This is a genomic window from Streptomyces cyaneochromogenes (assembly GCF_003963535.1).
GTDB classification, from domain to species: domain Bacteria; phylum Actinomycetota; class Actinomycetes; order Streptomycetales; family Streptomycetaceae; genus Streptomyces; species Streptomyces shaanxiensis.
This window is the reverse complement of record NZ_CP034539.1, coordinates 5,152,254-5,175,969: the sequence shown is the minus strand read 5'-3', so window position 1 is coordinate 5,175,969 and position 23,716 is coordinate 5,152,254. Positions and strand designations below refer to the sequence as shown.

Here is a 23,716-nt window from a genome sequence, read left to right as displayed (position 1 = left end):
CAGGGGGGTCACAGGGGTGCCCTACGAGACCCTCACACACGGCCCTACGAGGAGCATTCCCTTCTTCTAGAACCTGTTCTATCTTGACGCTCCGTCAGATCGCCGTGTGTGTGGGAGGGCAGGGACCGTGGACTTCACCTTCACCGAGGAACAGCAGGCGGCGGCCGAGGCGGCGCGGGGGGTGTTCGCCGGGGTCGCGCCGGACGCGGTGCCCTCTCCCTCGCTCACCCCGGGTGCCGTCGCCGACGACTTCGACCGCCCGCTGTGGCGTCGCCTGGCGGACGCGGACCTGCTGAGCCTGCTGCTCGCGGAGGAGTACGGCGGGGCCGGCCTCGACGCCGTCGCGCTGTGCCTGGTGCTGCGCGAGTCCGCGAAGGTGCTGGCCCGGGTGCCGCTGCTGGAGAGCAGCGCGGCGATGGCGGCCGTCCAGGCGTACGGCAGCCCTGAACTGAAGGCCGAGCTGCTCGCGCGGGCGGGACGCGGGGAAGCCGTGCTGACGGTCGCCGCGCACGGCCGCACCGGCCACGACCCGGCCGAGTTCGCGGTGACCGCTCGGCAGGACGGTGCCGGGTGGGTGCTGGACGGCGTGCAGACCGCGGTGCCCTGGGCGTACGACACCGATCTCGTCGTCGTGCCGGCCCGTACGGCCGTCGACCGGACCGTCCTCGCGCTGGTGCCGCGCGGGGCGGAGGGGGCCTCGCTCGGCGAGCAGTTCTCGACCAGTGGGGAGCGGCTGGGGGAGCTGCGGCTGGAGTCGGTGCGGCTCGCGGGGCGCGAGGTCATCGACGCCGAGGGGGCGTGGGAGTGGCTGCGGGAGCTGCTCGCCACGGGGACCTGTGCGCTGGCGCTCGGGCTGGGTGAGCGGGTGCTGGGGATGACCTCGCAGTACGCGAGCAAGCGGGAGCAGTTCGGGTATCCGATCGCCACGTTCCAGGCGGTCGCCGTGCAGTCCGCCGACCGCTACATCGACCTGCGTGCGATGGAGGCCACGCTGTGGCAGGCCGCGTGGCGGATCGCGTCGGGGGCGCCGGGCGCGCTGCCCGCCTCCGGGGACGTGGCCGTGGCCAAGATCTGGGCCTCGGAGGGCGTACGCCGGGTCGTGCAGACCGCCCAGCATCTGCACGGCGGCTTCGGGGCCGATGTCGACTATCCGCTGCACCGCTACCACGCCTGGGCCAAGCACCTGGAGCTGGCGCTCGGCCCGGCGGCAGCGCACGAGGAGGCGCTGGGAGAGCTGCTGGCGGCACATCCGCTGGGCTGAGCCCCGGCGGGCGGCGGGCTCAGAGGACGAAGCCCTGCTTGCCCTCGTCCGTCACCACGGGGCGTCCCGCAGCCGCCCACACCTGCATGCCGCCGTCGACGTTCACGGCGTCGATGCCCTGCTGGACGAGGTACATCGCAACCTGCGCCGAACGCCCGCCGGAACGGCAGATCACATTGATCTTGCCGTCCTGCGGGGCGGCCTCGGTCAGCTCGCCGTACCGGGCCACGAACTCGCTGATGGGGATGTGCAGGGCCCCTTCGGCGTGGCCCGCCTGCCACTCGTCGTCCTCCCGGACGTCCAGGAGGAAATCGTCGTCCTTGAGGTCCGCGACCTCGACCGTGGGCACGCCAGATCCGAAATGCATGGCTCCGACGCTACCTGACCTGCAGGGTGTGTTGGGGGCTCCTCGGAGAGAGGGTAGGTCCGCCCTGTGGAGGCTGCGGGTTCGTCGCGGCCGGTCGCGCCCACGCGGCGGAGCCGCACATCGATGCAGCCCAGCGCCCCTCAAGGCGATGCCGTCCGCCTCTCCTGCGTTATCCGCGCAGCGCCGCCAACGCCGCCTCCCGCTCCGCGACCTGGGCCAGGAGCTGCTCGGCGATCTCGTCCAGCAGGCGGTCCGGGTCGTCCGGGGCGAGGCGGAGCATCGCGCCGATCGCGCTCTCCTCCAGCTCCTTCGCGACCAGGGTGAGCATCTCCTTGCGCTGGGCCAGCCATTCGAGGCGGGCGTAGAGCTCCTCGGCGGGCGTCGGGCCCTGCTCCTTGGGCGCGGGCCCGGCGGCCCACTCCTCGGCCAGCTCCCGCAGCAGCACCTCGTCGCCGCGGGCGTAGGCCGCGTTGACGCGGGTGATGAACTCCTCGCGCCGAGCACGCTCGGCATCCTCCTGGGCGAGATCGGGGTGGGCCTTGCGGGCCAGCTCGCGGTAGAGCTTGCGGGCCTCGTCGCTGGGGCGCACCCGCTGCGGCGGCCGTACCGGCTGGTCCGTGAGCATCGCCTCGGCCTCCGGGAACAGCCCGCTGCCGTCCATCCAGCCGTGGAACAGCTCCTCGACGCCGGGCATCGGCATCACACGCGCACGTGCCTCGTCGGCCTTGCGGATGTCCTCGGGGTCGCCGGTGCGGGCGGCCGTGGCCTCGGCGATACAGGCGTCCAGCTCGTCGAGGCGGGCGTACATCGGGCCGAGCTTCTGGTGGTGCAGCCGGGAGAAGTTCTCCACCTCGACGCGGAAGGTCTCCACCGCGATCTCGTACTCGATCAACGCCTGCTCGGCGGCCCGCACGGCCCGCTCCAGCCGCTCCTCGGGCCGACCGGCCCCATCGCCCTCGGCCGTCACCTGCGCCTCACCACCCTGCTCGGCTCCACCGGCGGGCACCTCGGCACCGCCCCGCGTCCCCGCACCAGCGGGCTCGGCCTGGGACTGCTCAGCTTCCGGCGTCGTCACCCGACCAGCGTAGGCCACACCCCGCCCGGCTCTTCGTACACTCCGGCACCCACTTGATCACGATGGGCGTCCCGTTCGGGAGCGGCCAGGCGGCCGGGCGGCCAGGCCGATGGGTAGCCGGGCCAGACCGGCGGCCAAACCGGTGACCGGGGGAGATCGGTGACCGGGCGAGATCGGTGACCGCGCAGGATCAGTGAGCGGGCCGACGCTTCCGGTTCAGCCCATCGAACCCGGCGTCGACGGACACCGTTGCTGGACCCCCGGTCGCCGGACCCGCCGTCAAGCTCGCCGCACGCCACCGACGCTCGCCAGGAGCGAGCCGCTGCTCACACGCCCATCTCAGCCGCGATCCGCCCGGCCCGCACTGCTGCCACCAGTGCCGCGTGGTCCGCTTCCGTGCGGTCGGCGTAGGCGACGGCGAATGCGGCGATCGCCTCGTCCAGCTCCTCGTTCTTTCCGCAGTAGCCGGAGATCAGGCGGGGGTCGGCGCTGTGGGAGTGGGCCCGGGCCAGGAGGGCGCCGGTCATGCGGGCGTAGTCGTCTATCTGGTCGGCGGCCAGCGCGGCCGGGTCGACGCTGCCCTTGCGGTTGCGGAACTGGCGTACCTGGAAGGGGAGTCCGTCGACCGTCGTCCAGCCCAGCAGGATGTCGCTGACCACCTGCATCCGCTTCTGGCCGAGCACCACGCGCCGCCCCTCGTGCTCCACCTCCGGCGCCTCGAAACCGGCCGTCACCAAGTGCGGGACGAGCGCCGAGGACCGGGCCTCCTTCACCTGGAGGACCAGCGACTCGCCCCGGTGGTCCAGGAGCAGCACGACGTACGAGCGTGTGCCCACGCTGCCCGTACCCACCACGCGGAACGCCACGTCGTGCACCGCGTGGCGGGACAGGAGGGGGTGGCGGTCCTCGGAGAGCGTGGTGACGTAGCTCTCCAGCGACGCCGCCACGGCGGCCGCCTCCTCGTCGGGGACCCGGCGCAGCACCGGCGGTGCGTCGACGAAGCGGCGGCCGCCGTCCTCGGTCGGCTCGGTCGACCTCGCCGCGAAGCGCCCGCTGGTGTTGGCCCGTGCCTTCTCCGCGACCCGCTCCAGCGTGCCGATCAGGTCATGGGCGTCGGTGTGGGAGACGAGCTCCTCGTCCGCGATCGCGTTCCACGCGTCCAGCACCGGAAGCTTGGACAGCAGTCGCATGGTGCGCCGGTAGGCACCGACCGTGTCGTTGGCCGCCTTGCGGCACCGCTCCTCGTCCGCGCCGGCTTCCCGGCCCGCCAGTACGAGCGAGGCGGCGAGCCGCTTGAGGTCCCACTCCCAGGGGCCGGACAGCGTCTCGTCGAAGTCGTTCAGGTCGATGACCAGGCCGCCGCGCGCGTCCGCGTACAGGCCGAAGTTCCCCGCGTGCGCGTCGCCGCAGATCTGGGCGCGGATCCGGGTCATGGGGGTGCGGGCGAGGTCGTAGGCCATGAGCCCCGCCGAGCCGCGCAGAAACGCGAAGGGCGTCGCCGCCATCCGGCCGACCCTTATCGGGGTGAGCTCGGGCAGGCGGCCCAGGTTGGACTCCTCGACGGCGGCCACCGCGTCGGGGCGGGCGGCGTCCAGATCGAGGACCGCGTGATCGCCACGCGGGACTCGCCTGCGCAGCGCCTTGCCCTCCTCCTTGGGCGACCCACCACCGGGCCACTCCGCGAAGCCGCCGACCCGGGGCAGCCGACGCGCCACGGACTTCGACGGCGAATCCGACGTCACCGCAGCCGTATCCACCGCAGCCACCTCCGCCGCAGCCGTCTCCGCCGCGGTCTCGGCACCCGCCGCAGTCTCCGCACCGACCTCGGTCATACCGATCGCCTCCCCCGCTCACGCACGAACATCAACTCGTGCCGACGTTACAACCGGTGGCCGAAACTCGTCAGACCCTGTGGACAACTCCGCGCCTGTGGAAAACCCGCACGGCGCAAGCCCGCCCCCAGCAGCACCGGCCGGCTGCCTGAGCAGCAGCCTCGGATGCCTGCCTGAAAGCCCCTCGAATGCCCGGCCTGAACAACCCCATGGTCACCCCACGGAGGCCCGGCCTCAGCAGCCCTCGCCCCGCCCCCCGTCCGGCAGATGCTTCCTCGCCCATTCCCCGAGCTCCGTGAGCGCAGGCCCCAGCGCCGCACCCGCCTCCGTCAGCCGGTACACCACCCGCAGCGGAGGCCCCTCGTACACCTCACGCACCACCAGCCCCGCGGCCGCGAGCTCGGTGAGCCGGTCGGAGAGCATGCGCTCGCTGATGCCGGGGATCGCCCGGCGCAGGGCGACGAAGTACGCGGGCCCCGCGGTCAGGACGGACACGATCGGGCCGGTCCAGCGCTTTCCGAGGAGTTGGAAGACGCGGTTGATGCCCTCGTCGACCCGCTTGCACGCCGCTACGTCGTGCTTCTGCTCACCCGCCGCCATGCGCCCAGGGTACTGCCCTGCCGTATGGGGATGAAAAAAAGTAAGTGACTGTGTTATCCATAGTCGAGTACGAATTTTCAGTCCGCTCGGCGGCGTGTACCGGGCCTCAGCTGGTGCGCCCGTCCACGCCCTCCCCTCTGGAGACCCCCATGGCAACGCTCCTGCACATCGACTCCTCGGTCTTCCCGGCCGACGCCTCCTCCTCCCGGGCCGTCACCGACGCCTTCCGCCGCACCTGGCGGGAACAGCACCCGCAGGGCACGGTGATCCACCGCGACCTCGCCACGAACCCCGTGCCCCACATCACCGCCCACGCCCACACCGCCGGCTTCTCCGATCCGGCCACGCACAGCCCCGAGCAGGCCGCGGCCTTCGCGCAGCGGCTGACGCTGATCGAGGAACTGGAGCGCGCGGACGCCGTGCTGATCGGCGCCCCGATGTACAACCTGACGATCCCGTCGACGCTGAAGGCGTGGCTGGACAACGTGGTCCTGATGGGCCGTACGGCGGGCAATGCCCAGTCGGTCAAGGGCACCCCGGTCACCGTGGTCGCCAGCCGGGGCGGCGCGTACGGGCCGGGCACGCCGCGTGAGGGCTACGAGTACGTGCAGAACTACCTGTCCGCGGTCCTCGCCGACTTCCTCGGCGCCGACCTCGACTTCATCGTCCCGGAGCTCACGATGGCCCCGGTCAACCCGGAGATGACCGACCTCGTCCCCCTCTTCGAGGCCTCCCGCGAACGCGCCCTCGACGAGGCCACCACGAAGGCCAAGCGCCTGGCACAGCGGCTCGCGGCGTAGCGCGGGTCGGGCCGCACGCGCGCGTAGGCCCGTGCTGCGGGGGTCGGCGGCCGGCACCTCGGGCGGTCGACGGGTCGGCGGCCGGCACCTCGGGCGCTCAGCGGGTCAGCGGGTCGGCGACCGGGGGTACGCGCGGCGGGAAGCCGGACAGGCCGCCTGCCGCGAAGCCCCCGCTACGACGCCTCGCCCGCAGTCGCGCCGCCTTCCCGCACCGACGCACCGATTGAGGCTCCCGGCAGATCCCCGGCCGGCCGCTGCCCCGCCGTCGACGGAAGAAGCAGCGCCACGACGAGCCCGACCACCGCGAGCACGGTGACCCGCACCAGACAGGCGTCCCGGCGCTCAAGCACCACCCGCACTCCCCCGAGACGCACCCCCGCCCCTCACCCACACCCAACCCCCACCAAACGCTCTTCCTCCACCAAACGCGCATCCACGCGCCGCTCCTGCCCCACCCTCGGCCCGCCCTTCACCTTCCGCCCACCCCGCACCAGCCGCCCCACCCGCCGGACAGCCATCACCAGCTCCGTGCGCCGGAACCACACGGCCAGCACCAGCGGATAGACCAGGTACCCGAACCGCGTCGCCGGTATCAGGCACATCGCCAGCCCCGACCCGATCGCCAGCCGGTCCGCCGCGGCGACGACGGTCCGAGGCGGGCGTACCGCCAACGACACCGCCACGCCGACCGCGGCGGCCGCGAGGGCGGCCATGGCGAGGACGGAGCCCCCGGGGACGTACGAGGCCAGCAGGCAGCCGGGCAGTGGGCTGGTCGCCGGCGAGCGCACCCCGCCCTCGCCGAGCGGGAAGAGCACCACGTGCTCGACGAAGGCGTGCGGGTTCGCCAGGGCCACCGGCACCACGGCCGGCGCGGCCACCAGCACGGCGACGACCCCGGCCCGTACGGCCGCCCGCCACCCCGCCGTCACCGCGAGCAGCACCAGCCCCACCGGCAGCAGCGGCCAGGCGGTCCACTTCAGCGCGGCCGCGGCACCCATCGCCAGCCCCACCGATGTACCGGACCCGCCCCGGCCGGCCAGCGCCAGCCCCAGGCACATCAGCCCGATCACCGGCAGGTCGACCCCGCCGACGGCCAGCGGCAGCGCGACGGCCGGAAAGGCCGCGAAGGGCAGCACGGCGTTCACGCTCGACGTTGCGCCTGCCGTGCTGCCGGAGATCCCGTGCGCGAGGGCCCTGCCCGATGTCCCGCGTGCCAACCCACCGCCCGAAGCCCAGTCCCGCCAAAGGCCGTTACGCCCCGACCTCATGGCCGAGACCACCATGCACGCCAGGAACGCCGCGCAGAACCACACCCGGGCATCCGCGAGCGGCGTACCGCCGAACAGCGCGTGGGGTATTCCGAAGAGCGCCATGCCGGGCAGGTAGGGGTTGTAGTCGTCGACATCGGCCGGGTGCGGCAGGTAGGGGCTGCCGGAGTCCAGCAGCAGGCTCCCGGCGCGCTCGACGACGTGCACCTCCGACTGCCCGGCGCCCACCGTGACCATCAGCGCCAGCGGTGCCACGACGGATCCGAGCAGCGCGGCGACCGCACCGCGCCGGCCCCAGGGGCGCGGCGAGCGGCGGGCGAGTTCCGCCGCGACGGCGTACCCGACGGCCGCGCAGACGCCCCAGATCCGGTGCGGGTGAGCGTCGTCACCACAGCCAGCGTCAGAGCGAAGCCCGCGCACCCGAGCCAGAACGACACGTCCTGGCGCACCCGGAGAACTCGGCGGGACGGCTCACGGCCACCCTGAAGGGCTCCTGCCGCGCGAGGGCAAGGACGGAACCGCCGGGCCGGGCCCCGGCGGCGGGGGTGAGTGATTCGGGTGGCATCGGTGGGCTCCTGGGGAAGGGGAGCTCCAATCTCGCGCCGAGGCCACACCGGCCACCTCGGCCGAACGGCCACCTTTCACGGCCCCCGAAACCAGCGGCTCAGCCGAAAGTCCGACGAACGTCGACCACCGAACAGCTAACGACGAACGGCGAACGGCCAACCGGTTGACGGACCACGGTCACGACCCCGCCGCCGGCACCGGCACAATCACCGCATGCATCTGATCTCCGTCGTCCTCGTCGCCCTCATGGCGCTGCTGCACGTCTACATCCTGATCCTGGAGATGTTCCTGTGGCAGCGCGGCCCGGGCCGCCGCTTCTCCGGCTTCGACGCCGAAATGGCCCGCTCCACCGCGGCGCTGGCCGCCAACCAGGGCCTCTACAACGGCTTCCTCGCCGCGGGCCTGATCTGGGGGCTGATCGCCGACGACCCGACGGGCTACCGGGTCCAGATCTTCTTCCTGTCCTGCATCGTCGTCGCCGGCGTCTACGGCGCGGCCACCGCCAACCGCCGCATCCTCTTCGCCCAGGCGCTGCCCGCCGCCGTGACGCTCGCCACGGTCATCGCGGCAGGCTAGGCCCGCTGCCGTGACCTGAGAGCTTCATCACAGGTCACGGCCACCGAGGGCGCTGTACCGACCTCATGTGTCGAACACAACAGAACAAACAGAAGAGGCGGCATCGTGTCTACGATGCCGCCTCTTCGAGAGTGCGCGAGGGGGGAGTTGAACCCCCACGCCCTTGCGGGCACTGGAACCTGAATCCAGCGCGTCTGCCTATTCCGCCACCCGCGCATTGGGTGTGCCTTCCGGCCTGTGCCCCTTGGGGTTTGGCGCCTTCCGACATCCAGAACATTAGCACGCCGGCCAGGGTGGGTTCACATCCCTTATCCCTGGGCAGCCGCCCCTGCGTCCCTGGGCTGCCGCCCCGTCGCCGCCCACCAGCACAGTCGGCGCCCGCCCCGAGGACCCGCCCCGGGCCACGGGCAACCCACGGCGCCCTCCGCTCCGTATCAACGAGTACCTGTTCACGTATCAACCTCGTACCGGTAACGCACATCTCCCCAGGAGCCGGTCGGGGTCCACAGTCAGGTGCGGGACACTGGTTTGCGGCCGCCTCTACGATCCATGGCAAGACTGTGTCCGTGAGGAGTTCGAAGGGGAGCTCCGAAGGGAACTTCGAGGGCGTCGACACCCGTCGACCGGGCCGACAGGGGGAACCAGCCGATTTACCGGCGCGTGGATACGATCAGTAAGCAGTACCAGGTAAGGCAGTGCCCGCCCGGCGGGATGCACGACGAAGGCAACGACGGAGGAGGTGCCTCATGGGAGTCCTGAAGAAGTTCGAGCAGCGTCTCGAAGGTCTGGTCAACGGCACCTTCGCCAAGGTGTTCAAGTCCGAGGTCCAGCCCGTGGAGATCGCGGGAGCACTCCAGCGCGAGTGCGACAACAACGCCACGATCTGGAACCGCGACCGCACGGTCGTCCCCAACGACTTCATCGTGGAACTGAGCACACCGGACCACGAGCGGCTGAGCCCCTACTCCGGCCAGCTCGGCGACGAGCTCGCCGGCATGGTGCGCGACTACGCCAAGCAGCAGCGCTACACCTTCATGGGCCCGATCAAGGTCAACCTGGAGAAGGCCGACGACCTCGACACCGGCCTGTACCGCGTACGCAGCCGCACCCTCGCCGGCTCCACCGACCAGCAGAGCCCGCAGGCTCCCGCCGCCCCGGCCGGGCGGCCCGGAGGTGCCCAGCGCCAGGGCGGCTACGGCTACCCGCCGGCCGCCGCGCCCACCGGCGCCCCGCCCATGCCGGCCGCGCCGCCACCCGGCGGCCGCCCCGGCGGCTACGGCTACCCGCAGCCCGCGGGCGGCCAGCGTCCTCCCGCCGCGCCCGCGGCCGGCGGCCGCACCCGCTACTGGATCGAGATCAACGGCACACGCCATCAGATCTCCCGCGCGACGCTGGTGCTGGGTCGCAGCACCGAGGCCGACGTGCGGATCGACGACCCCGGCGTCTCCCGCCGGCACTGTGAGATCCGGACCGGAACGCCCTCGACGATCCAGGATCTCGGGTCCACCAACGGCATCGTGGTGGACGGGCAGCACACCACCCGCGCTACGCTCCGCGACGGCTCGCGGATCGTCGTGGGCAGTACCACCATCATTTACCGGCAAGCCGAAGGGTGAAGCGGGGGCAATGTCAGAGCTGACCCTGACGGTCATGCGGCTGGGTTTCCTGGCCGTCCTGTGGCTGTTCGTGATCGTGGCCGTGCAGGTCATCCGCAGCGACCTGTTCGGTACGCGCGTCACCCAGCGCGGCGCGCGCCGCGAGGCCGCCCGACCGCAGCAGGCCGCACGCCAGGCGGCACCGCCTCAGCAGCGCGGCCAGCAGGGCGGCGGCCGCCAGCGCCGTAACGCCCCCACCAAGCTGGTCGTGTCCGAGGGCACCCTCACCGGCACCACCGTCGCGCTCCAGGGCCAGACCATCACTCTGGGCCGGGCACACGACAGCACGATCGTGCTGGACGACGACTACGCCTCCAGCAGGCATGCCAGGATCTACCCGGACCGCGACGGCCAGTGGATCGTCGAGGACCTCGGCTCCACCAACGGCACGTACCTCGACCGAACGCGGCTGACGACCCCGACACCGATTCCGCTGGGCGCGCCGATCCGCATCGGCAAGACCGTCATCGAGCTGCGGAAGTAGTACGACAATGAGCGAGCGGAGCGAGCACGCAGCGGTGGCCCACACCACGGGCCCCGGCGCGCTCCCGACCGGAGGGTGGGCACCGTGCGGATGTACCCGGAGCCGACGGGCGAGGTGCGCATGAGTCTGTCACTGCGCTTCGCCGCCGGATCGCACAAAGGCATGATCCGCGAGGGCAACGAGGACTCCGGATACGCCGGACCCCGCCTGCTCGCCATCGCCGACGGCATGGGCGGCGCGGCCGCGGGCGAGGTCGCCTCCTCCGAGGCCATCTCCACCATCGTCGCCCTCGACGACGACATCCCCGGCTCCGACGTCCTCACCTCGCTCGGTACGGCCGTCCAGCGCGCCAACGACCAGCTGCGCTCGATGGTCGAGGAAGACCCCCAGCTCGAAGGCATGGGCACCACGCTCACCGCCCTGCTGTGGACCGGACAGCGCCTCGGCCTCGTCCACGTCGGCGACTCCCGCGCCTACCTCCTGCGCGACGGCGTCCTCACGCAGATCACCCAGGACCACACCTGGGTGCAGCGCCTCGTCGACGAGGGCCGCATCACCGAAGAGGAAGCCACCACCCACCCGCAGCGCTCCCTGCTGATGCGCGCGCTGGGCAGCGGCGACCACGTCGAGCCCGACCTGTCCATCCGCGAGGTCCGCGCCGGCGACCGGTACCTGATCTGCTCCGACGGCCTGTCCGGCGTCGTGTCCCACCAGACCCTGGAGGACACCCTCGCCAGCTACCAGGGCCCCCAGGAGACCGTCCAGGAACTCATCCAGCTCGCGCTGCGCGGCGGCGGCCCCGACAACATCACCGTGATCGTCGCCGACGTCCTCGACCTGGACACCGGTGACACCCTCGCCGGCCAGCTGTCCGACACCCCCGTCGTGGTCGGCGCGGTCGCCGAGAACCAGCAGCACCACCTGCACGACAACGGCATCATGCAGACCCCGGCCGGCCGCGCCTCCGGGCTCGGCCGCCAGGTGCCCGGACAGGGCGGCGGAGGCGGCGAGTTCGGCCCGCCCGGCTCCGGCGACACCACCGGCTACATCCCCGCGGGAAGCTTCGGCGACTACACCGACGACGACTTCGTCAAACCCCGCAAGGGCCGCAAGTGGCTGAAGAGATCCTTCTACATCGCCCTCGCACTCGGTGTGATCGGCGGCGGCCTCTACGGCGGCTGGCGCTGGACGCAGACGCAGTACTACGTCGGCGTCAACGGCGACCACGTCGCCCTCTACCAGGGCATCAGCCAGGACCTGGCCTGGGTGTCGCTGTCGGAGGTGGAGAAGGACCACCCCGAGATCGAACTCAAGTACCTGCCGCCGGTCTGGCAGAAGTCGGTCGAGGCGACCATCGCCGAGGGCGGCCTGAAGGACGCCCAGAAGAAAATCGACGAGCTCTCCGTGCAGGCCTCCGCATGCAAGAAGCGGTCCGCGCAGCAGTCCGCCGAGAGCGACAAGAACGCCGGGACCGGCGAAGGCGAGGCCGGAGGAACCACGGGAACCAGCCGTACCTCCCTTACGTCCAAGGCGACATCGACGCCGAACCCCTCGGCCTCCGAGCCCTCGACCACCCCGCCCCCCTCCACCTCCCCGACACCGACTGCGACCCCAAGCCCCGGCCCCACACTCTCGGAGGAAGAGCAGAAGGTCGTCACGAACTGCGGTACGCAGTAGGCAAGCCGTGAGAGGCCCCGTCACACGATGAGCAGTACTACGAACTCGCCGACCCACCACACGTCCACCATCGGCGCGATCGGCGCGCCGAGCCGGCGCAACACCGAACTCGCGCTGCTGGTGTTCGCGGTTGTCATCCCGGTGTTCGCCTACGCCAACGTGGGCCTGGCGATCAACGACGAGGTGCCGGCCGGCCTCCTCAGCTACGGCATAGGCCTCGGCCTGCTGGCCGGCATCGGCCATCTCGTCGTACGCAAGTTCGCACCGTATGCGGACCCGCTGCTGCTGCCGCTGGCGACGCTGCTGAATGGTCTCGGGCTGGTCGCCATCTGGCGGCTGGACCAGTCGAAGCTGCTGCAGTCGCTGCCCAACTACGTCACTGCCGCGCCCCGCCAACTGCTCTACACCGCGCTGGGCATCGCCATGTTCGTTGTGGTTCTGATCTTCCTGAAGGACCACCGCGCCCTCCAGCGCTACACCTACATCTCGATGTTCGTCGCTCTGGTGCTGCTCCTGCTGCCCCTGGTGCCCGGACTCGGAGCCGACGTCTTCGGCGCCAAGATCTGGATCCGCGTCCCCGGCCTCGGCTCCGTCCAGCCCGGTGAGTTCGCGAAGATCGTCCTCGCGGTCTTCTTCGCCGGCTACCTGATGGTCAAGCGCGACGCCCTCGCCCTCGCCAGCCGCCGCTTCATGGGCCTGTACCTGCCGCGTGGCCGCGACCTCGGCCCGATCCTGGTCGTCTGGGCGATTTCGATCCTCATCCTGGTCTTCGAGACGGACCTCGGCACGTCGCTGCTGTTCTTCGGAATGTTCGTCATCATGCTGTACGTCGCCACAGAGCGGACCAGCTGGATCGTCTTCGGTCTGCTGATGTCCGCCGTGGGCGCCGTCGGCGTGGCGAGCTTCGAACCCCACATCCAGACACGCGTCCAGGCCTGGCTCGATCCGATGCGCGAGTACATGCTCAGCCGCAACGGGAGCAACGACGGCATCCTCCACTCCGAGCAGGCCATGCAGGCCCTGTGGGCCTTCGGCTCGGGTGGCACCCTGGGCACCGGCTGGGGCCAGGGCCACTCCGAGCTCATCCGCTTCGCCGCCAACTCCGACTTCATCCTCGCCACCTTCGGCGAGGAACTGGGCCTGGCCGGCGTCATGGCGATCCTGCTGATCTACGCCCTGATCGTGGAACGCGGCGTACGCACCGCACTCGCCGCCCGCGACCCCTTCGGCAAGCTGCTGGCCGTCGGCCTGTCCGGCGCCTTCGCACTCCAGGTCTTCGTCGTGGCCGGCGGTGTCATGGGCCTCATCCCGCTGACCGGTATGACCATGCCCTTCCTGGCCTACGGCGGTTCCTCGGTGCTCGCCAACTGGGCCCTCATCGGCATCCTGATGCGCATCAGCGACACCGCCCGCCGTCCGGCCCCCGCCCCCGCCCCCAACCCTGACGCCGAGATGACGCAGGTGGTCCGACCGTGAACAAGCCACTGCGCCGGATCGCCGTCTTCTGCGGCCTGTTGATCCTCACCCTGCTCATCCGGGACAACTGGCTCCAGTACGTCAAGGCGAACAGCCTCAAGGACGACCCCAAGAACCGCCGCGTCCTCATCGCCCGCTACGCCACACCCCGCGGCGACATCATCGTCGGCGGCAACCCGATCACCGGGTACACGGAGACCAAGGGCGACTTCAAGTACAAGCGCACCTACAAGGACGGCGCGATGTGGGCGCCCGTCACCGGCTTCGTCTCGCAGGCCTACGGCGCCAACCAGCTCGAGTCCATCAACGACGGCATCCTCAGCGGCACCGACGACCGGCTCTTCTTCCGCAACACCCTCGACATGATCACGGGGAAGGAGAAGGAGGGCGGCAACGTCGTCACCACCCTCAACGCCGCCGCGCAGAAGGCCGCCTACAACGGCCTGAAGAAGCAGGGCGGCAAGGGTGCCGTCGCCGCCATCGAGCCGACCACCGGCAAGATCCTGGCGCTGGCCTCCTTCCCGTCGTACGACCCGTCGACCATCGCCGGCGGCAGCACCTCCGACGAAGAGGCCTGGGCGAAGCTCCAGAAGAAGACCAACCCGGACGACCCGATGCTCAACCGGGCCCTGCGCGAGGTCTACCCGCCCGGCTCGACCTTCAAGGTCGTCACCGCGGCCGCGGCGCTGGAGAACGGCCTCTACACGGAGGCCGACCAGAAGACCAAGACGCCCCTGCCGTGGACCATGCCGGGCACCACGACCGTGCTGAAGAACGAGGGGAACATCCCCTGCGAGAACGCGACCCTGCGAGTCGCCCTGCAGTACTCCTGCAACACCGTCTTCGGCAAGGTCGGCTCCGACCTCGGCAACGAGAAGATGCTGGAAGAGGCCAAGAAGTTCGGCTTCACCGAGGAGCAGTTCACGCCGATCCGCACCAGCGCCTCGGTCTTCTCCGAAGACATGAACCCCTCGGAGACCGCGCTGTCCTCCATCGGCCAGTTCAACACCGCCGCCACCCCGCTGCAGATGGCCATGGTCGCCTCGGCCGTCGCCAACGACGGCACGTTGATGAAGCCGTACATGGTCGACGAGGTCCAGACGCACAACCTCGACCCGCTCGAGAAGACCGACCCCGAGGAGCTGAGCAAGCCGCTGTCGGCGGAGAACGCGCAGATCCTGCAGTCGATGATGGAGACGGTCGTCGAGGACGGCACCGGCAAGAACGCACAGATCGACGGCGTCAAGGTGGGCGGCAAGACCGGTACCGCCCAGCACGGCGTGGACAACAGCGAGAACCCGTACGCGTGGTTCATCTCCTACGCCAAGGCCGACGACGGCAGCTCGCCGGTCGCCGTGGCCGTGGTGATCGAGGACGAGAAGGCGGTCCGCGACGACATCTCCGGTGGCGGTCTCGCGGCCCCCATCGCCAAGAGCGTCATGGAGGCGGTCATCAACAGCAAGAAGTGACCCCGCTCACGTCCCTTTCACATCGGTGCACGTTGCGATACCGGTCCTGTATCGGGTTACGGGCTTGGCCAGGTCACACAAGATGAGCCGGGTACGGTATGCCCGGACGGCACACCGACGCACCCACAAGGGTGAGGTCGGGACCGACGGAGAGGGCTGGTAGGTAGCTTATGGAAGAGCCGCGTCGCCTCGGCGGCCGGTACGAACTGGGCCAGGTGCTCGGTCGTGGTGGCATGGCGGAGGTCTACCTCGCGCATGACACCCGCCTCGGCCGCACCGTGGCGGTGAAGACGCTGCGCGCGGACCTTGCGCGCGACCCGTCCTTCCAGGCCCGGTTCCGCCGGGAGGCCCAGTCGGCCGCCTCGCTCAACCATCCCGCGATCGTCGCGGTCTACGACACGGGCGAGGACTACATCGACAACGTGTCGATCCCGTACATCGTCATGGAGTACGTAGACGGGTCCACGCTCCGCGAGCTGCTCCACTCCGGTCGCAAGCTGCTGCCGGAGCGGGCCATGGAGATGACCATCGGCATCCTCCAGGGCCTGGAGTACGCCCACCGCAGCGGCATCGTCCACCGAGACATCAAGCCGGCGAACGTCATGCTGACGCGCAACGGCCAGGTCAAGGTGATGGACTTCGGCATCGCCCGCGCCATGGGCGACTCCGGCATGACGATGACCCAGACCGCGGCCGTCATCGGCACCGCCCAGTACCTCTCTCCGGAGCAGGCGAAGGGCGAGCAGGTCGACAACCGGTCCGACCTGTACTCGACCGGCTGTCTCCTCTACGAGCTCCTGACGGTCCGCCCACCGTTCGTGGGCGACTCCCCGGTGGCCGTCGCCTACCAGCACGTGCGTGAAGAGGCGCAGGCGCCGTCGGTCTTCGACCCCGAGATCACGCCCGAGATGGACGCCATCGTCCTCAAGGCACTGGTCAAGGACCCGAACTACCGCTACCAGTCGGCCGACGAGATGCGCGCCGACATCGAGGCCTGCCTCGACGGCCAGCCCGTCGCCGCCACGGCCGCGATGGGCTCGGTGGGCTACGGCGGCTACCCCGACGACCAGCCGACCACGGCCCTGCGCGCCACGGACGCCGGCGCCACGTCGATGCTGCCGCCCATGAACCCGGACGACGGCGGCTACGGCTACGACGACCGCGTGGACCGGCGCCGCCAGAAGAAGTCCAACACCTCGACGGTCCTGCTGGTCGTCGCCGCGGTGCTGGTCCTCGTGGGCGCGGTGCTGATCGGCAAGTGGGTGTTCGACGGCGACGGCGTGGCCAATGACACGGTGCCGGTGCCGAACTTCAGGGGCCAGACGCTGAGCGAGGCCGAGAAACAGGCGTCCAACAGCGACCTCACACTGGTCCCGACGAAGAAGCCCTGCGAAGACCAGAGCACAGGCAAGATCTGCTCGCAGGACCCGGCGTTCGGGGAGAAGGTCAAGAAGGGCACCACCGTCAACGTCGTGGTCTCGACCGGCGCCCCGAAGGTCAGCGTGCCGGACGTGGAGGGCCAGCAGTACAAGGAGGCCAAGGCCGACCTCGAGGACAAGGGCTTCGAAGTCGAGCAGAAGACCGAGGAGTCCGAACGGACCCCCGGCGTGGTCATCAGCCAGGACCCCGAGGGGGGCACCGAGCAGGAGAAGGGCTCGACGATCACCCTCACCGTCGCCAAGGAGGCGGCGAAGTCCACCGTCCCGGACGTCCTCGGCAAGACCTGCGACGAGGCCAAGGCCCAGATGACGGCGAACGATCTGGTCGGCAACTGCTCCGAAGTGGAGACCCAGGACCCGAACCAGGTCGGCAAGGTCATCGCCACCACGCCCACGGCGGGTAGCACGGCCGACAAGAACTCCTCGGTTGACATCCAGATCGGCAAGGCTGCCGAGCAGCAGCAGGTGGCCGTGCCGAGCGTGACCCAGCTGTCCCTGAAGGACGCCAGGAAGGCCATCGAGGGCGCGGGCCTGACGGTCGGCAACATCCAGGGCTCCCAGGACGACAACGCGGTCGTCCTCGCCCAGGACCCCCAGCCGAACACCCCGGTCGCCCCGGGCACCGCGGTCAACCTTGTCGCCGTCGACCAGGGCGGCAACAACAACGGCGGCAACGACGGCGGCCAGATCTTCGGCGGCGTGACCGGAACGGCGGCCCGTACGGAGGACTGACACCGACGCACGTGAGTGAGCCCCGGTGCCCGGAACAGGGCGCCGGGGCTCAGCCATGTCCGGCTCCCGCGGCCGCGCACCGCTATCGGACATTCATTCCTTCCTCGATCGTGTCTTCTTATTTCATGACTCGTTGATCGGGTGGGGCGGGGACTCAGAACTCTGCTCCGGCCTCAGGGCCACACCACAAGTGAAGGGCAGAACGTGATCAACGAATCGGCGCTGCTGGAGTCGAAGCACCTGCGCGACAGCGTGCTGGAACGAACCGACGTGCTTGACCGGGTGAAGGCGCTGTCGTTGCTGCCGGACGGGATGCATGTGACTACGGCGATGGTGGCGGCGTACTTCGAGGTCGCCGTGAAGACGCTCGAGTCAGTCGTGGAGGACCACCAGGAAGAGTTGGCAGCCAATGGCTACCAAGTCCTGACAGGTACGCGACTGGCCCTCTTTAAGAGGGCCAGTGGGATCCAGTCACGCGCCAAAGCGCTCGCCCTCTTCTCCCGCCGAGCCGTCCTCAACGTCGCCATGCTCCTCCGAGACAGCGAAATCGCACGTCAGGTGCGTGTCTACCTCCTCGACATGGAGTACCGGGCCCGCACACAGCCTGTGGAAAACCCGGCCGCCGCTGAGGTCACCTCCCTCGACGACCGCATCGACCAGCGCATCACCCACATCCTCGGCAAGACCGTCGTCCCCATGTTCAACGCCCTGATCGAAACGTCGGGCGAGCACAGCAGGGAGCTGATCGCCCTCCGCGCAGGTGTCCAGCGCATCGAGCGACGGCTCCACCAGCACCACGCCCGGCTGCAGAGGCTCGAGGGCGTACGAGACGACAGGCCCGCCGTCGGGGTCATGGCCGCCATGGACGCCATGCACGGCCGCACGTTCGAGCACCACATCGCCAAACTCCTGCGCCGCGACGGCTGCACGAACGTCGTCGTACAGGGCGGTCACGGCGACCGGAGCGTCGACATCATCGCGCTCACGGCCGACGGACGGCGCCTCGTCGTCCAGTGCAAGAGGTTCGCGCCCTACCTCTCCATCACCAGCCCGGAAGTCCAGAAGTTCATCGGGTCGGCGAAGGTTCTCCACGGTGCGGACGTGGCGCTCTATGTAGCGACATGCCCCTTCACCCCTGAGGCCCTGAGCATCGCCGCCGAGGCCGGCATCACCGCCGTACACCGTGGAGTGCTGGAGGAGTGGAGCGCCGGGGAGCCGCTGAGGGTCTTGGAGTAGGCACGGCAAGACCACAGAGGCCCGAAGCCGCAAAGGATGGTTGCGGCTTCGGGCCTCCGCCATGCTAGGCGACCGAGGTCCTCCAAGGACCTCGGTCAGCCGCGTAGCTCCTCCGGCACCGTCCGCTCCTCATCCACCTTCTCCACCCGCTCCAACTCCCCCCACACGATGTACCGGTACCGACTCGTGTACACCGGCGTGCAGGTCGTCAGCGTGATGTAGTGCCCCGCCTTCGTCTTGCCCGACTCCTTCGGAATCGCGGAGAGGACCTTGACGTTGTACTTCGACGTCTCGGGAAGGACGGCGTAGACCTTGTAGACGTACCACTTGTCCTGCGTCTCGAAGACGATCGGGTCGCCCTTCTCGATCTTGTGGATGTTGTGGAACTCGGCGCCATGCCCGTCGCGATGGGCGGCGACGGAGAAGTTGCCCTTCTTGCCCGACGTGGGCAGGGTCGCCTTGACCGGGTCGGTGTAGTAGCCGGCGACGCCGTCGTTGAGGATCTTCGACGTCGTGCCCTTCTCGACCAGGATGTCGTCGTCGCTCATCGCGGGCACGTGCAGGAAGCCGATGCCGTTCTTGGAGTCGAACTCGGCCGGACGGTCGGAGCCCTCGTCCTGGTGGGCCCAGATGTCGCGAACCTTGTCGGCCTGTTCGGCCGCCGCCCGGTCGGCGACGACGTTCGTCCACCACAGGGAGTAGACGACGAACAGACCGAGCACCAGGCCCGCCGTGATGAGGAGTTCACCGAAGACGCTGACCGCCATCGCGATTCTGCCCATGCGACGGCGCGCCGGCCTGCGCGGGGACCCGGGCGCGTCGGTGCGCCGATCGTGCTCGGTGTCGTCGGTGGTCGCTGCCACGTTCATCTGCCCTTAACTGACGAGCGCATCCGGCTTGCCCTTGCTGCGCGGCCGTTCCTCGACCATCTTGCCCCAGACGATCAACCGGTACTTACTGGTGAACTCCGGCGTGCACGTGGTGAGTGTGATGTAGCGGCCCGCCTTGGTGAAACCGGCGTCCCGCGGAACCGGGTCCAACACGCTCACGTTGCTCGGCGACGTCACCGGCAGGATCGACGCCATCTTGTACACGTAGTACTTGTCCTGCGTCTCGACGACGATCGCGTCGCCCTGGGCGAGCCGGTTGATGTACCGGAACGGTTCACCATGAGTATTGCGGTGACCCGCCAGCCCGAAGTTACCGGCCTTGTCCTGCGGCATCGCCGTCTTCAGCTTGCCCTCGCCGTAGTGCCCCACCATGCCCCGGTCCAGCACCTGCTTGTTGCTGATGCCCTCAGCGATCGGCACGACGACATCCAGCTTCGGAATGTGCAGGATGGCGAAGCCCTGCCCCGGCTCGAAGCTTCCCGGGGCGCGCTTACCGCTCGCCCAGTCGTCCTGAAGGCTGCTCGCCTCCTTGTCCGCCTGCGCATGCGCCCGGACATTCGTCCACCACAGCTGGTAGCTCACGAACAGCAGCATCAGCACGCCGGTGGTGATGAACACCTCACCGATCGCCCGGCTGGCGAGCACGCCCGGGCTGGGCCTGCGCGCCCGTGCCTGTCTGCGCGCCTCCACTCGCGAGAGGGGAGCCTGCGAGGCCTCCGAACCGCTCTCCACGGCCTCCGACGCCTGACGTGCCCCGCCATGACGCCCGTGACGCCGCTTGGCGGCCTTTCTGCGGGCCGCACGGCCACCCGTAGGGGTTCCGGTGGCCGACGTGGCGGAAGAGGCGGCAGAAGCCGATATGGACTCGCCTGCGGGCGGCTCCGCTATCCGCAGCGCCACCGTCTCGTCGTCCGGCGGCGGTATGTACGGCTCCACGTACGGCTCTTGGGACGCGCCGACCCCCTCCGCACCGAGGCCGCCGGCGCCGTAACCCTCGCGACCGAAATCCTCGCGACCGTGCCCGCCGGTGCCGTGACCGCCGGTGCCATGACCGTCGGCCTCGTACGCCTCGGCCCCGTACCCCTCGGTCCCGTAAGCCTCAGCGCCGTAGCCCTCGTAGCCCTCGCCGCCGTAACCGTCGGTGGCATGCCCCTCGGCGCCATATCCCCCGGCACCCCGCCCCTGCGCGACCTGGTCGTCCCCGCCGTACCACTCCCCGAGCGCACCGGACGCCTCGTACGGCTGCTGCCCGTACGAGGTGCCCTGGTCGCCGGCGCCGCCGTGAGAGTCCGTGAAGGACTCCCCGTATGCGGCGCCGGACTCGCGCTCGGGGCGCAGCGCGGTCACGCCGTGGCCCTGCCCACCACCGGGGCGAGCCCCGCCGACCTCGCCACCGCACCCTGGTCACCGCACTCCACCAGCCAGTTGGCCAGCATCAGATGACCGTGCTCGGTCAGCACCGACTCAGGGTGGAACTGCACACCCTCGACCCGCAGTTCACGGTGCCGCAGGCCCATGATGATCCCGTCGTGCGTACGCGCGGTCACCTCCAGCTCGGCCGGCACCGTCTCCGGCTCGGCGGCGAGAGAGTGATAGCGCGTCGCCGTGAACGGCGTCGGCAGGCCCGCGAAGACACCCTTGCCCTCGTGCTCGACCAGCGAGGTCTTGCCGTGCAGCAGCTCCGGCGCACGGTCCACGACACCGCCGTACGCCACCTGCATCGACTGCATGCCGAGACAGACACCGAACACCGGCACCCCGGTCGAGGCACAGTGGCGCACCATCTCGATGCACACCCCGGCCTCCTCAGGCGTACCCGGACCCGGGGACAGCAGCACACCGTCGAAACCGTCCTGGGCGTGCGCCGTCGACACCTCGTCGTTGCGCACCACCTCGCACTCGGCGCCCAGCTGATACAGGTACTGCACCAGGTTGAAGACAAAGCTGTCGTAGTTGTCCACGACGAGAATGCGCGCGCTCACTGGTCGTCCACCGTCACATCGTTGAAGGGCAGCAGCGGTTCGGCCCACGGGAAGACGTAGTTGAACAGGACGTAGACCACGGCCACGACCAGAGCGAGCGAGATCAGCGCCCTCACCCACGCATTCCCCGGCAGATGCCGCCAGATCCAGCCGTACATGCCGTCCCTTCCGTCGCACCACGGCACCAGACTCACGCCGTACAGCCAACAGACTAACGGCGCAACGCTTCCGGTTTCCCGGCCTCCACAGGCTGCGTGGAGTCCAGATGAGCCCACACGATCAACCGATGACTGTGCCCCCACTCCGGATCACACGTGGTCAGGGTCAGATAGCGGCCCTCACGCGTGTACCCCGACTTACGGGGCACAGCGTCGATCACCTCAATGTCGGTGGGCAGGGTTTTGTAGGGGCCTTTGTCGATCCGATACGTGAACCAGGTAGTCCCGTCGGTCAGGACCACGGCGTCACCGGGGCGCAGCTTCGGAAAGTCCTTGAAGGGATCGCCGTACGTACGCCGGTGACCGGCCACCGAGAAGTTGCCCTTCTGACCCAGCTGGGCGGTGTTCGCGTAGTGGCCGAGCCCCTTCTTGAGGGTCTTGGTGGCGGTCCCTTCGAGAACCGGCTTGTTCCACGTGAAACCAAGGCGCGGGATGTACATGATCGCGAAGGGCTCGTCCGCGGCATACGGGGCCGGCCTGGGCGGACTCGCGGTCGCACCCGGACTCGCCGAACCGTCAGGCGCCCCGGCGGTCGGCCGTACCGCCCCCTGCGCCCACTGCTCCTCCAGCTGATCGATCTGGTCGTCCATGACGTTGTCCGCCTTCACGCCGGTCCAGAACAGTACATAGACGACGAAAAGGACGATCACCGCCCCGAAGGTGATGCACAGTTCGCTGACGGTCCTGACGACAACACGCACCGGCAGCTCCAGAGAGGAGTCACTCCACGGGCTTGGCGTACTGCAGATCCACTGTGCCCGAGTAGCCCGGCAGAGTCACCGTCCCGTCCTCGGTGACTTTCCAGCCGAGGCCGTACACATTGACGTACACCATGTAGTTCTGGATCGCCGGCGACGCCGCCAGCGCCTTCTGCAACACCTCCGGATCACCCACCGCCGTGATCTTGTACGGCGGCGAATAGACCCGCCCCTGCAGGATCAGCGTGTTCCCCACACAACGCACGGCACTGGTGGAGATCAGCCGCTGGTCCATGACCTTGATGCCCTTGGCACCGCCCTGCCACAGCGCATTGACCACCGCCTGCAGATCCTGCTGGTGAATCACCAGATAGTCCGGCTGCGGCTCCGGATACCCGGGCAGCTTGGCGGTGGCATCCGGCGGGGCGTCATTGAGCGTGACCGTGATCGCCTCACCCGTCACCTTCTGCGTACCCGCACTCCGCTCCAGCGCCGCCAGCTTGTCGTCCTCGGCCTTCGTACTGCCGTCGTCCCGCTCCGCCAACGCCTCCACGTCGTCACGCAGGGCGCCATTGGCCTCGTTCAGCCGGCCGTTCTCGTGACTGCGCTCCTGGATGAGGTCCGAGAGCTTCAGCAACGAGGCGTCCGTACGGATGTCGGTGCCCTTGGCCGTGTTGAAACTCGTGAAGAAGATGAGCCCCGCGAGAGCGAAGACAGCCCCGGTGAGCACCCGCACCGGCCGGAAACGGCCGCGGACAGGACTGGATCCAGTCCCGGGGGAGTCGGCAGAATTGCTCAACGTACCCTTATCTCCTTCGGCGCCGCGGAAGCACTACGCTAACGGACGCCCGGGGGAGCCATCAGAGTCCCCTTGTACGCTGCCCCGGAGCCAGCCACAGTTCCCTGCGCGGCCACGCAGCGCATCGACAGGAGAGACCCTCGTGCCGAAGTCACGTATCCGCAAGAAGGCCGACTACACGCCGCCGCCGTCGAAGCAGACGACGTCCATCAAGCTGAACAGCCGCGCCTGGGTCGCGCCCGTGATGCTGGCCATGTTCGTCATCGGCCTCGCATGGATCGTCGTCTTCTACGTGACCGACGGTTCGCTGCCCATCGACGCCCTCGGCAACTGGAACATCGTGGTGGGCTTCGGCTTCATCGCGGCGGGATTCGGCGTCTCCACCCAGTGGAAGTAGCGGTCGACGCGACGGCCACGTCGCGGTGAACACAGCTCTGCCCAGGGCTATCCGCTGAGTTATCCACAGCCTTGCAGCAATTTCCACAAGCTGACTGGGGAAAAGACGACGATCTGTGGATAACCCATCGAGCGTTGACGCCGGTATGACTGCCACACCGGCCCCCCGGCGCCAACCCGAATGTATGTACGCCCCCTGTCTGACCTGCGAAAACAACG

Annotated in this window: 23 protein-coding genes and 1 tRNA gene; 11 read left to right on the top strand and 13 right to left on the bottom strand. The window is 69.5% G+C overall.

The window, feature by feature from the left end; genetic code table 11:
- The first annotated feature begins 127 nt into the window (after window positions 1-127).
- Entirely contained in the window at window positions 128-1,261 is a 1,134-nt protein-coding gene (locus EJ357_RS23500) for an acyl-CoA dehydrogenase family protein (RefSeq protein ID WP_126393534.1), read from the top strand.
- A 19-nt stretch (window positions 1,262-1,280) separates the two neighbouring features.
- Here the strand turns inward: EJ357_RS23500 and EJ357_RS23495 are convergent, their stop codons facing one another.
- The 4 genes from EJ357_RS23495 to EJ357_RS23480 all read right to left on the bottom strand — a co-directional run bounded on the left by EJ357_RS23495 (window position 1,281) and on the right by EJ357_RS23480 (window position 5,135).
- Window positions 1,281-1,610 carry a rhodanese-like domain-containing protein gene (locus EJ357_RS23495; RefSeq protein WP_126399875.1) on the bottom strand — a complete coding sequence of 110 codons (330 nt, stop codon included), beginning with the start codon at window positions 1,608-1,610 and terminating at the stop codon, window positions 1,281-1,283.
- A gap of 187 nt (window positions 1,611-1,797) precedes the next feature.
- Window positions 1,798-2,703, bottom strand: a complete 906-nt coding sequence (locus EJ357_RS23490; RefSeq protein WP_126393533.1) for a J domain-containing protein — start codon at window positions 2,701-2,703, stop codon at window positions 1,798-1,800.
- Window positions 2,704-3,029: 326 nt separating this feature from the next.
- Window positions 3,030-4,535 (bottom strand): DUF2252 domain-containing protein, encoded by a 1,506-nt coding sequence (locus tag EJ357_RS23485; RefSeq protein WP_126393532.1) that lies wholly within the window; start codon window positions 4,533-4,535, stop codon window positions 3,030-3,032.
- Between the two features lie 234 nt (window positions 4,536-4,769).
- Window positions 4,770-5,135, bottom strand: coding sequence for a winged helix-turn-helix transcriptional regulator (locus tag EJ357_RS23480; RefSeq protein ID WP_126393531.1), 366 nt, complete (start codon window positions 5,133-5,135; stop codon window positions 4,770-4,772).
- Between the two features lie 149 nt (window positions 5,136-5,284).
- Between EJ357_RS23480 and EJ357_RS23475 the strand changes: the two genes are divergently transcribed.
- A complete protein-coding gene (locus tag EJ357_RS23475) occupies window positions 5,285-5,935 on the top strand; it encodes an FMN-dependent NADH-azoreductase (protein WP_126393530.1) in 651 nt (216 codons plus the stop codon).
- 173 nt (window positions 5,936-6,108) lie between these two features.
- Here EJ357_RS23475 and EJ357_RS23470 read toward each other — a convergent pair whose 3' ends face one another.
- A complete protein-coding gene (locus EJ357_RS23470) occupies window positions 6,109-6,288 on the bottom strand; it encodes a hypothetical protein (protein ID WP_126393529.1) in 180 nt (59 codons plus the stop codon).
- Between the two features lie 30 nt (window positions 6,289-6,318).
- The gene (locus EJ357_RS23465) at window positions 6,319-7,623 is read right to left on the bottom strand and encodes a glycosyltransferase 87 family protein (RefSeq protein WP_228473140.1); all 1,305 of its coding nucleotides are present in this window, start codon (window positions 7,621-7,623) and stop codon (window positions 6,319-6,321) included.
- Window positions 7,624-7,983: 360 nt separating this feature from the next.
- On the opposite strand from EJ357_RS23465, the gene EJ357_RS23460 reads away from it, so the two are divergent.
- The gene (locus EJ357_RS23460) at window positions 7,984-8,346 is read left to right on the top strand and encodes a DUF1304 domain-containing protein (protein WP_126393528.1); all 363 of its coding nucleotides are present in this window, start codon (window positions 7,984-7,986) and stop codon (window positions 8,344-8,346) included.
- Window positions 8,347-8,478: 132 nt separating this feature from the next.
- On the opposite strand, the gene EJ357_RS23455 is transcribed toward EJ357_RS23460, so the two are convergent.
- Window positions 8,479-8,562, bottom strand: a tRNA-Leu gene (locus EJ357_RS23455).
- A 530-nt stretch (window positions 8,563-9,092) separates the two neighbouring features.
- On the opposite strand from EJ357_RS23455, the gene EJ357_RS23450 reads away from it, so the two are divergent.
- The 7 genes from EJ357_RS23450 to EJ357_RS23415 all read left to right on the top strand — a co-directional run bounded on the left by EJ357_RS23450 (window position 9,093) and on the right by EJ357_RS23415 (window position 18,514).
- Complete coding sequence (locus tag EJ357_RS23450; protein ID WP_126393527.1) at window positions 9,093-9,962, top strand: FhaA domain-containing protein; 870 nt, start codon at window positions 9,093-9,095, stop codon at window positions 9,960-9,962.
- A 10-nt stretch (window positions 9,963-9,972) separates the two neighbouring features.
- Window positions 9,973-10,485, top strand: a complete 513-nt coding sequence (locus EJ357_RS23445) for an FHA domain-containing protein FhaB/FipA (protein WP_062721291.1) — start codon at window positions 9,973-9,975, stop codon at window positions 10,483-10,485.
- Between the two features lie 90 nt (window positions 10,486-10,575).
- Entirely contained in the window at window positions 10,576-12,162 is a 1,587-nt protein-coding gene (locus EJ357_RS23440; RefSeq protein ID WP_126399872.1) for a Stp1/IreP family PP2C-type Ser/Thr phosphatase, read from the top strand.
- A gap of 27 nt (window positions 12,163-12,189) precedes the next feature.
- Entirely contained in the window at window positions 12,190-13,638 is a 1,449-nt protein-coding gene (locus EJ357_RS23435; RefSeq protein WP_126393526.1) for an FtsW/RodA/SpoVE family cell cycle protein, read from the top strand.
- Window positions 13,635-15,107 carry a peptidoglycan D,D-transpeptidase FtsI family protein gene (locus EJ357_RS23430; RefSeq protein WP_126393525.1) on the top strand — a complete coding sequence of 491 codons (1,473 nt, stop codon included), beginning with the start codon at window positions 13,635-13,637 and terminating at the stop codon, window positions 15,105-15,107. Before EJ357_RS23435 ends, EJ357_RS23430 begins: the two co-directional genes overlap by 4 nt.
- 170 nt (window positions 15,108-15,277) lie before the next feature.
- Window positions 15,278-17,278, top strand: a complete 2,001-nt coding sequence (pknB, locus tag EJ357_RS23420; protein ID WP_126393524.1) for a Stk1 family PASTA domain-containing Ser/Thr kinase — start codon at window positions 15,278-15,280, stop codon at window positions 17,276-17,278.
- Between the two features lie 204 nt (window positions 17,279-17,482).
- Window positions 17,483-18,514, top strand: coding sequence for a restriction endonuclease (locus tag EJ357_RS23415; RefSeq protein ID WP_126393523.1), 1,032 nt, complete (start codon window positions 17,483-17,485; stop codon window positions 18,512-18,514).
- A gap of 95 nt (window positions 18,515-18,609) precedes the next feature.
- Here EJ357_RS23415 and EJ357_RS23410 read toward each other — a convergent pair whose 3' ends face one another.
- The 6 genes from EJ357_RS23410 to EJ357_RS23385 are packed head-to-tail and all read right to left on the bottom strand — an operon-like array spanning window position 18,610 to window position 23,101.
- Entirely contained in the window at window positions 18,610-19,383 is a 774-nt protein-coding gene (locus EJ357_RS23410; protein WP_407698511.1) for a class E sortase, read from the bottom strand.
- A 6-nt stretch (window positions 19,384-19,389) separates the two neighbouring features.
- On the bottom strand, window positions 19,390-20,751 hold the full coding sequence (locus EJ357_RS23405) for a class E sortase (RefSeq protein WP_126393521.1): 1,362 nt from the start codon (window positions 20,749-20,751) through the stop codon (window positions 19,390-19,392).
- Window positions 20,748-21,386: an aminodeoxychorismate/anthranilate synthase component II gene (locus EJ357_RS23400; RefSeq protein WP_126393520.1), complete on the bottom strand. Its 639-nt coding sequence runs from the start codon at window positions 21,384-21,386 to the stop codon at window positions 20,748-20,750. Before EJ357_RS23400 ends, EJ357_RS23405 begins: the two co-directional genes overlap by 4 nt.
- Entirely contained in the window at window positions 21,383-21,580 is a 198-nt protein-coding gene (locus tag EJ357_RS23395; RefSeq protein WP_175647218.1) for a hypothetical protein, read from the bottom strand. Before EJ357_RS23395 ends, EJ357_RS23400 begins: the two co-directional genes overlap by 4 nt.
- A gap of 17 nt (window positions 21,581-21,597) precedes the next feature.
- Complete coding sequence (locus EJ357_RS23390) at window positions 21,598-22,305, bottom strand: class E sortase (RefSeq protein WP_126393519.1); 708 nt, start codon at window positions 22,303-22,305, stop codon at window positions 21,598-21,600.
- Between the two features lie 19 nt (window positions 22,306-22,324).
- Entirely contained in the window at window positions 22,325-23,101 is a 777-nt protein-coding gene (locus EJ357_RS23385) for a DUF881 domain-containing protein (protein WP_126393518.1), read from the bottom strand.
- Between the two features lie 142 nt (window positions 23,102-23,243).
- On the opposite strand from EJ357_RS23385, the gene crgA reads away from it, so the two are divergent.
- On the top strand, window positions 23,244-23,498 hold the full coding sequence (gene crgA, locus EJ357_RS23380) for a cell division protein CrgA (RefSeq protein WP_126393517.1): 255 nt from the start codon (window positions 23,244-23,246) through the stop codon (window positions 23,496-23,498).
- Window positions 23,499-23,716: the final 218 nt, after the last annotated feature.

Coding starts and splice junctions, on each gene's coding strand:
- EJ357_RS23450 (WP_126393527.1), top strand. CDS start 9,093: ATGGGAGTCCTGAAGAAGTTCGAGCAGCGTCTCGAAGGTCTGGTCAAC.
- EJ357_RS23475 (WP_126393530.1), top strand. CDS start 5,285: ATGGCAACGCTCCTGCACATCGACTCCTCGGTCTTCCCGGCCGACGCC.
- pknB (WP_126393524.1), top strand. CDS start 15,278: ATGGAAGAGCCGCGTCGCCTCGGCGGCCGGTACGAACTGGGCCAGGTG.
- EJ357_RS23460 (WP_126393528.1), top strand. CDS start 7,984: ATGCATCTGATCTCCGTCGTCCTCGTCGCCCTCATGGCGCTGCTGCAC.
- EJ357_RS23435 (WP_126393526.1), top strand. CDS start 12,190: ATGAGCAGTACTACGAACTCGCCGACCCACCACACGTCCACCATCGGC.
- EJ357_RS23480 (WP_126393531.1), bottom strand. CDS start 5,135: ATGGCGGCGGGTGAGCAGAAGCACGACGTAGCGGCGTGCAAGCGGGTC.
- EJ357_RS23485 (WP_126393532.1), bottom strand. CDS start 4,535: ATGACCGAGGTCGGTGCGGAGACTGCGGCGGGTGCCGAGACCGCGGCG.
- EJ357_RS23440 (WP_126399872.1), top strand. CDS start 10,576: ATGTACCCGGAGCCGACGGGCGAGGTGCGCATGAGTCTGTCACTGCGC.
- EJ357_RS23410 (WP_407698511.1), bottom strand. CDS start 19,383: ATGAACGTGGCAGCGACCACCGACGACACCGAGCACGATCGGCGCACC.
- EJ357_RS23445 (WP_062721291.1), top strand. CDS start 9,973: ATGTCAGAGCTGACCCTGACGGTCATGCGGCTGGGTTTCCTGGCCGTC.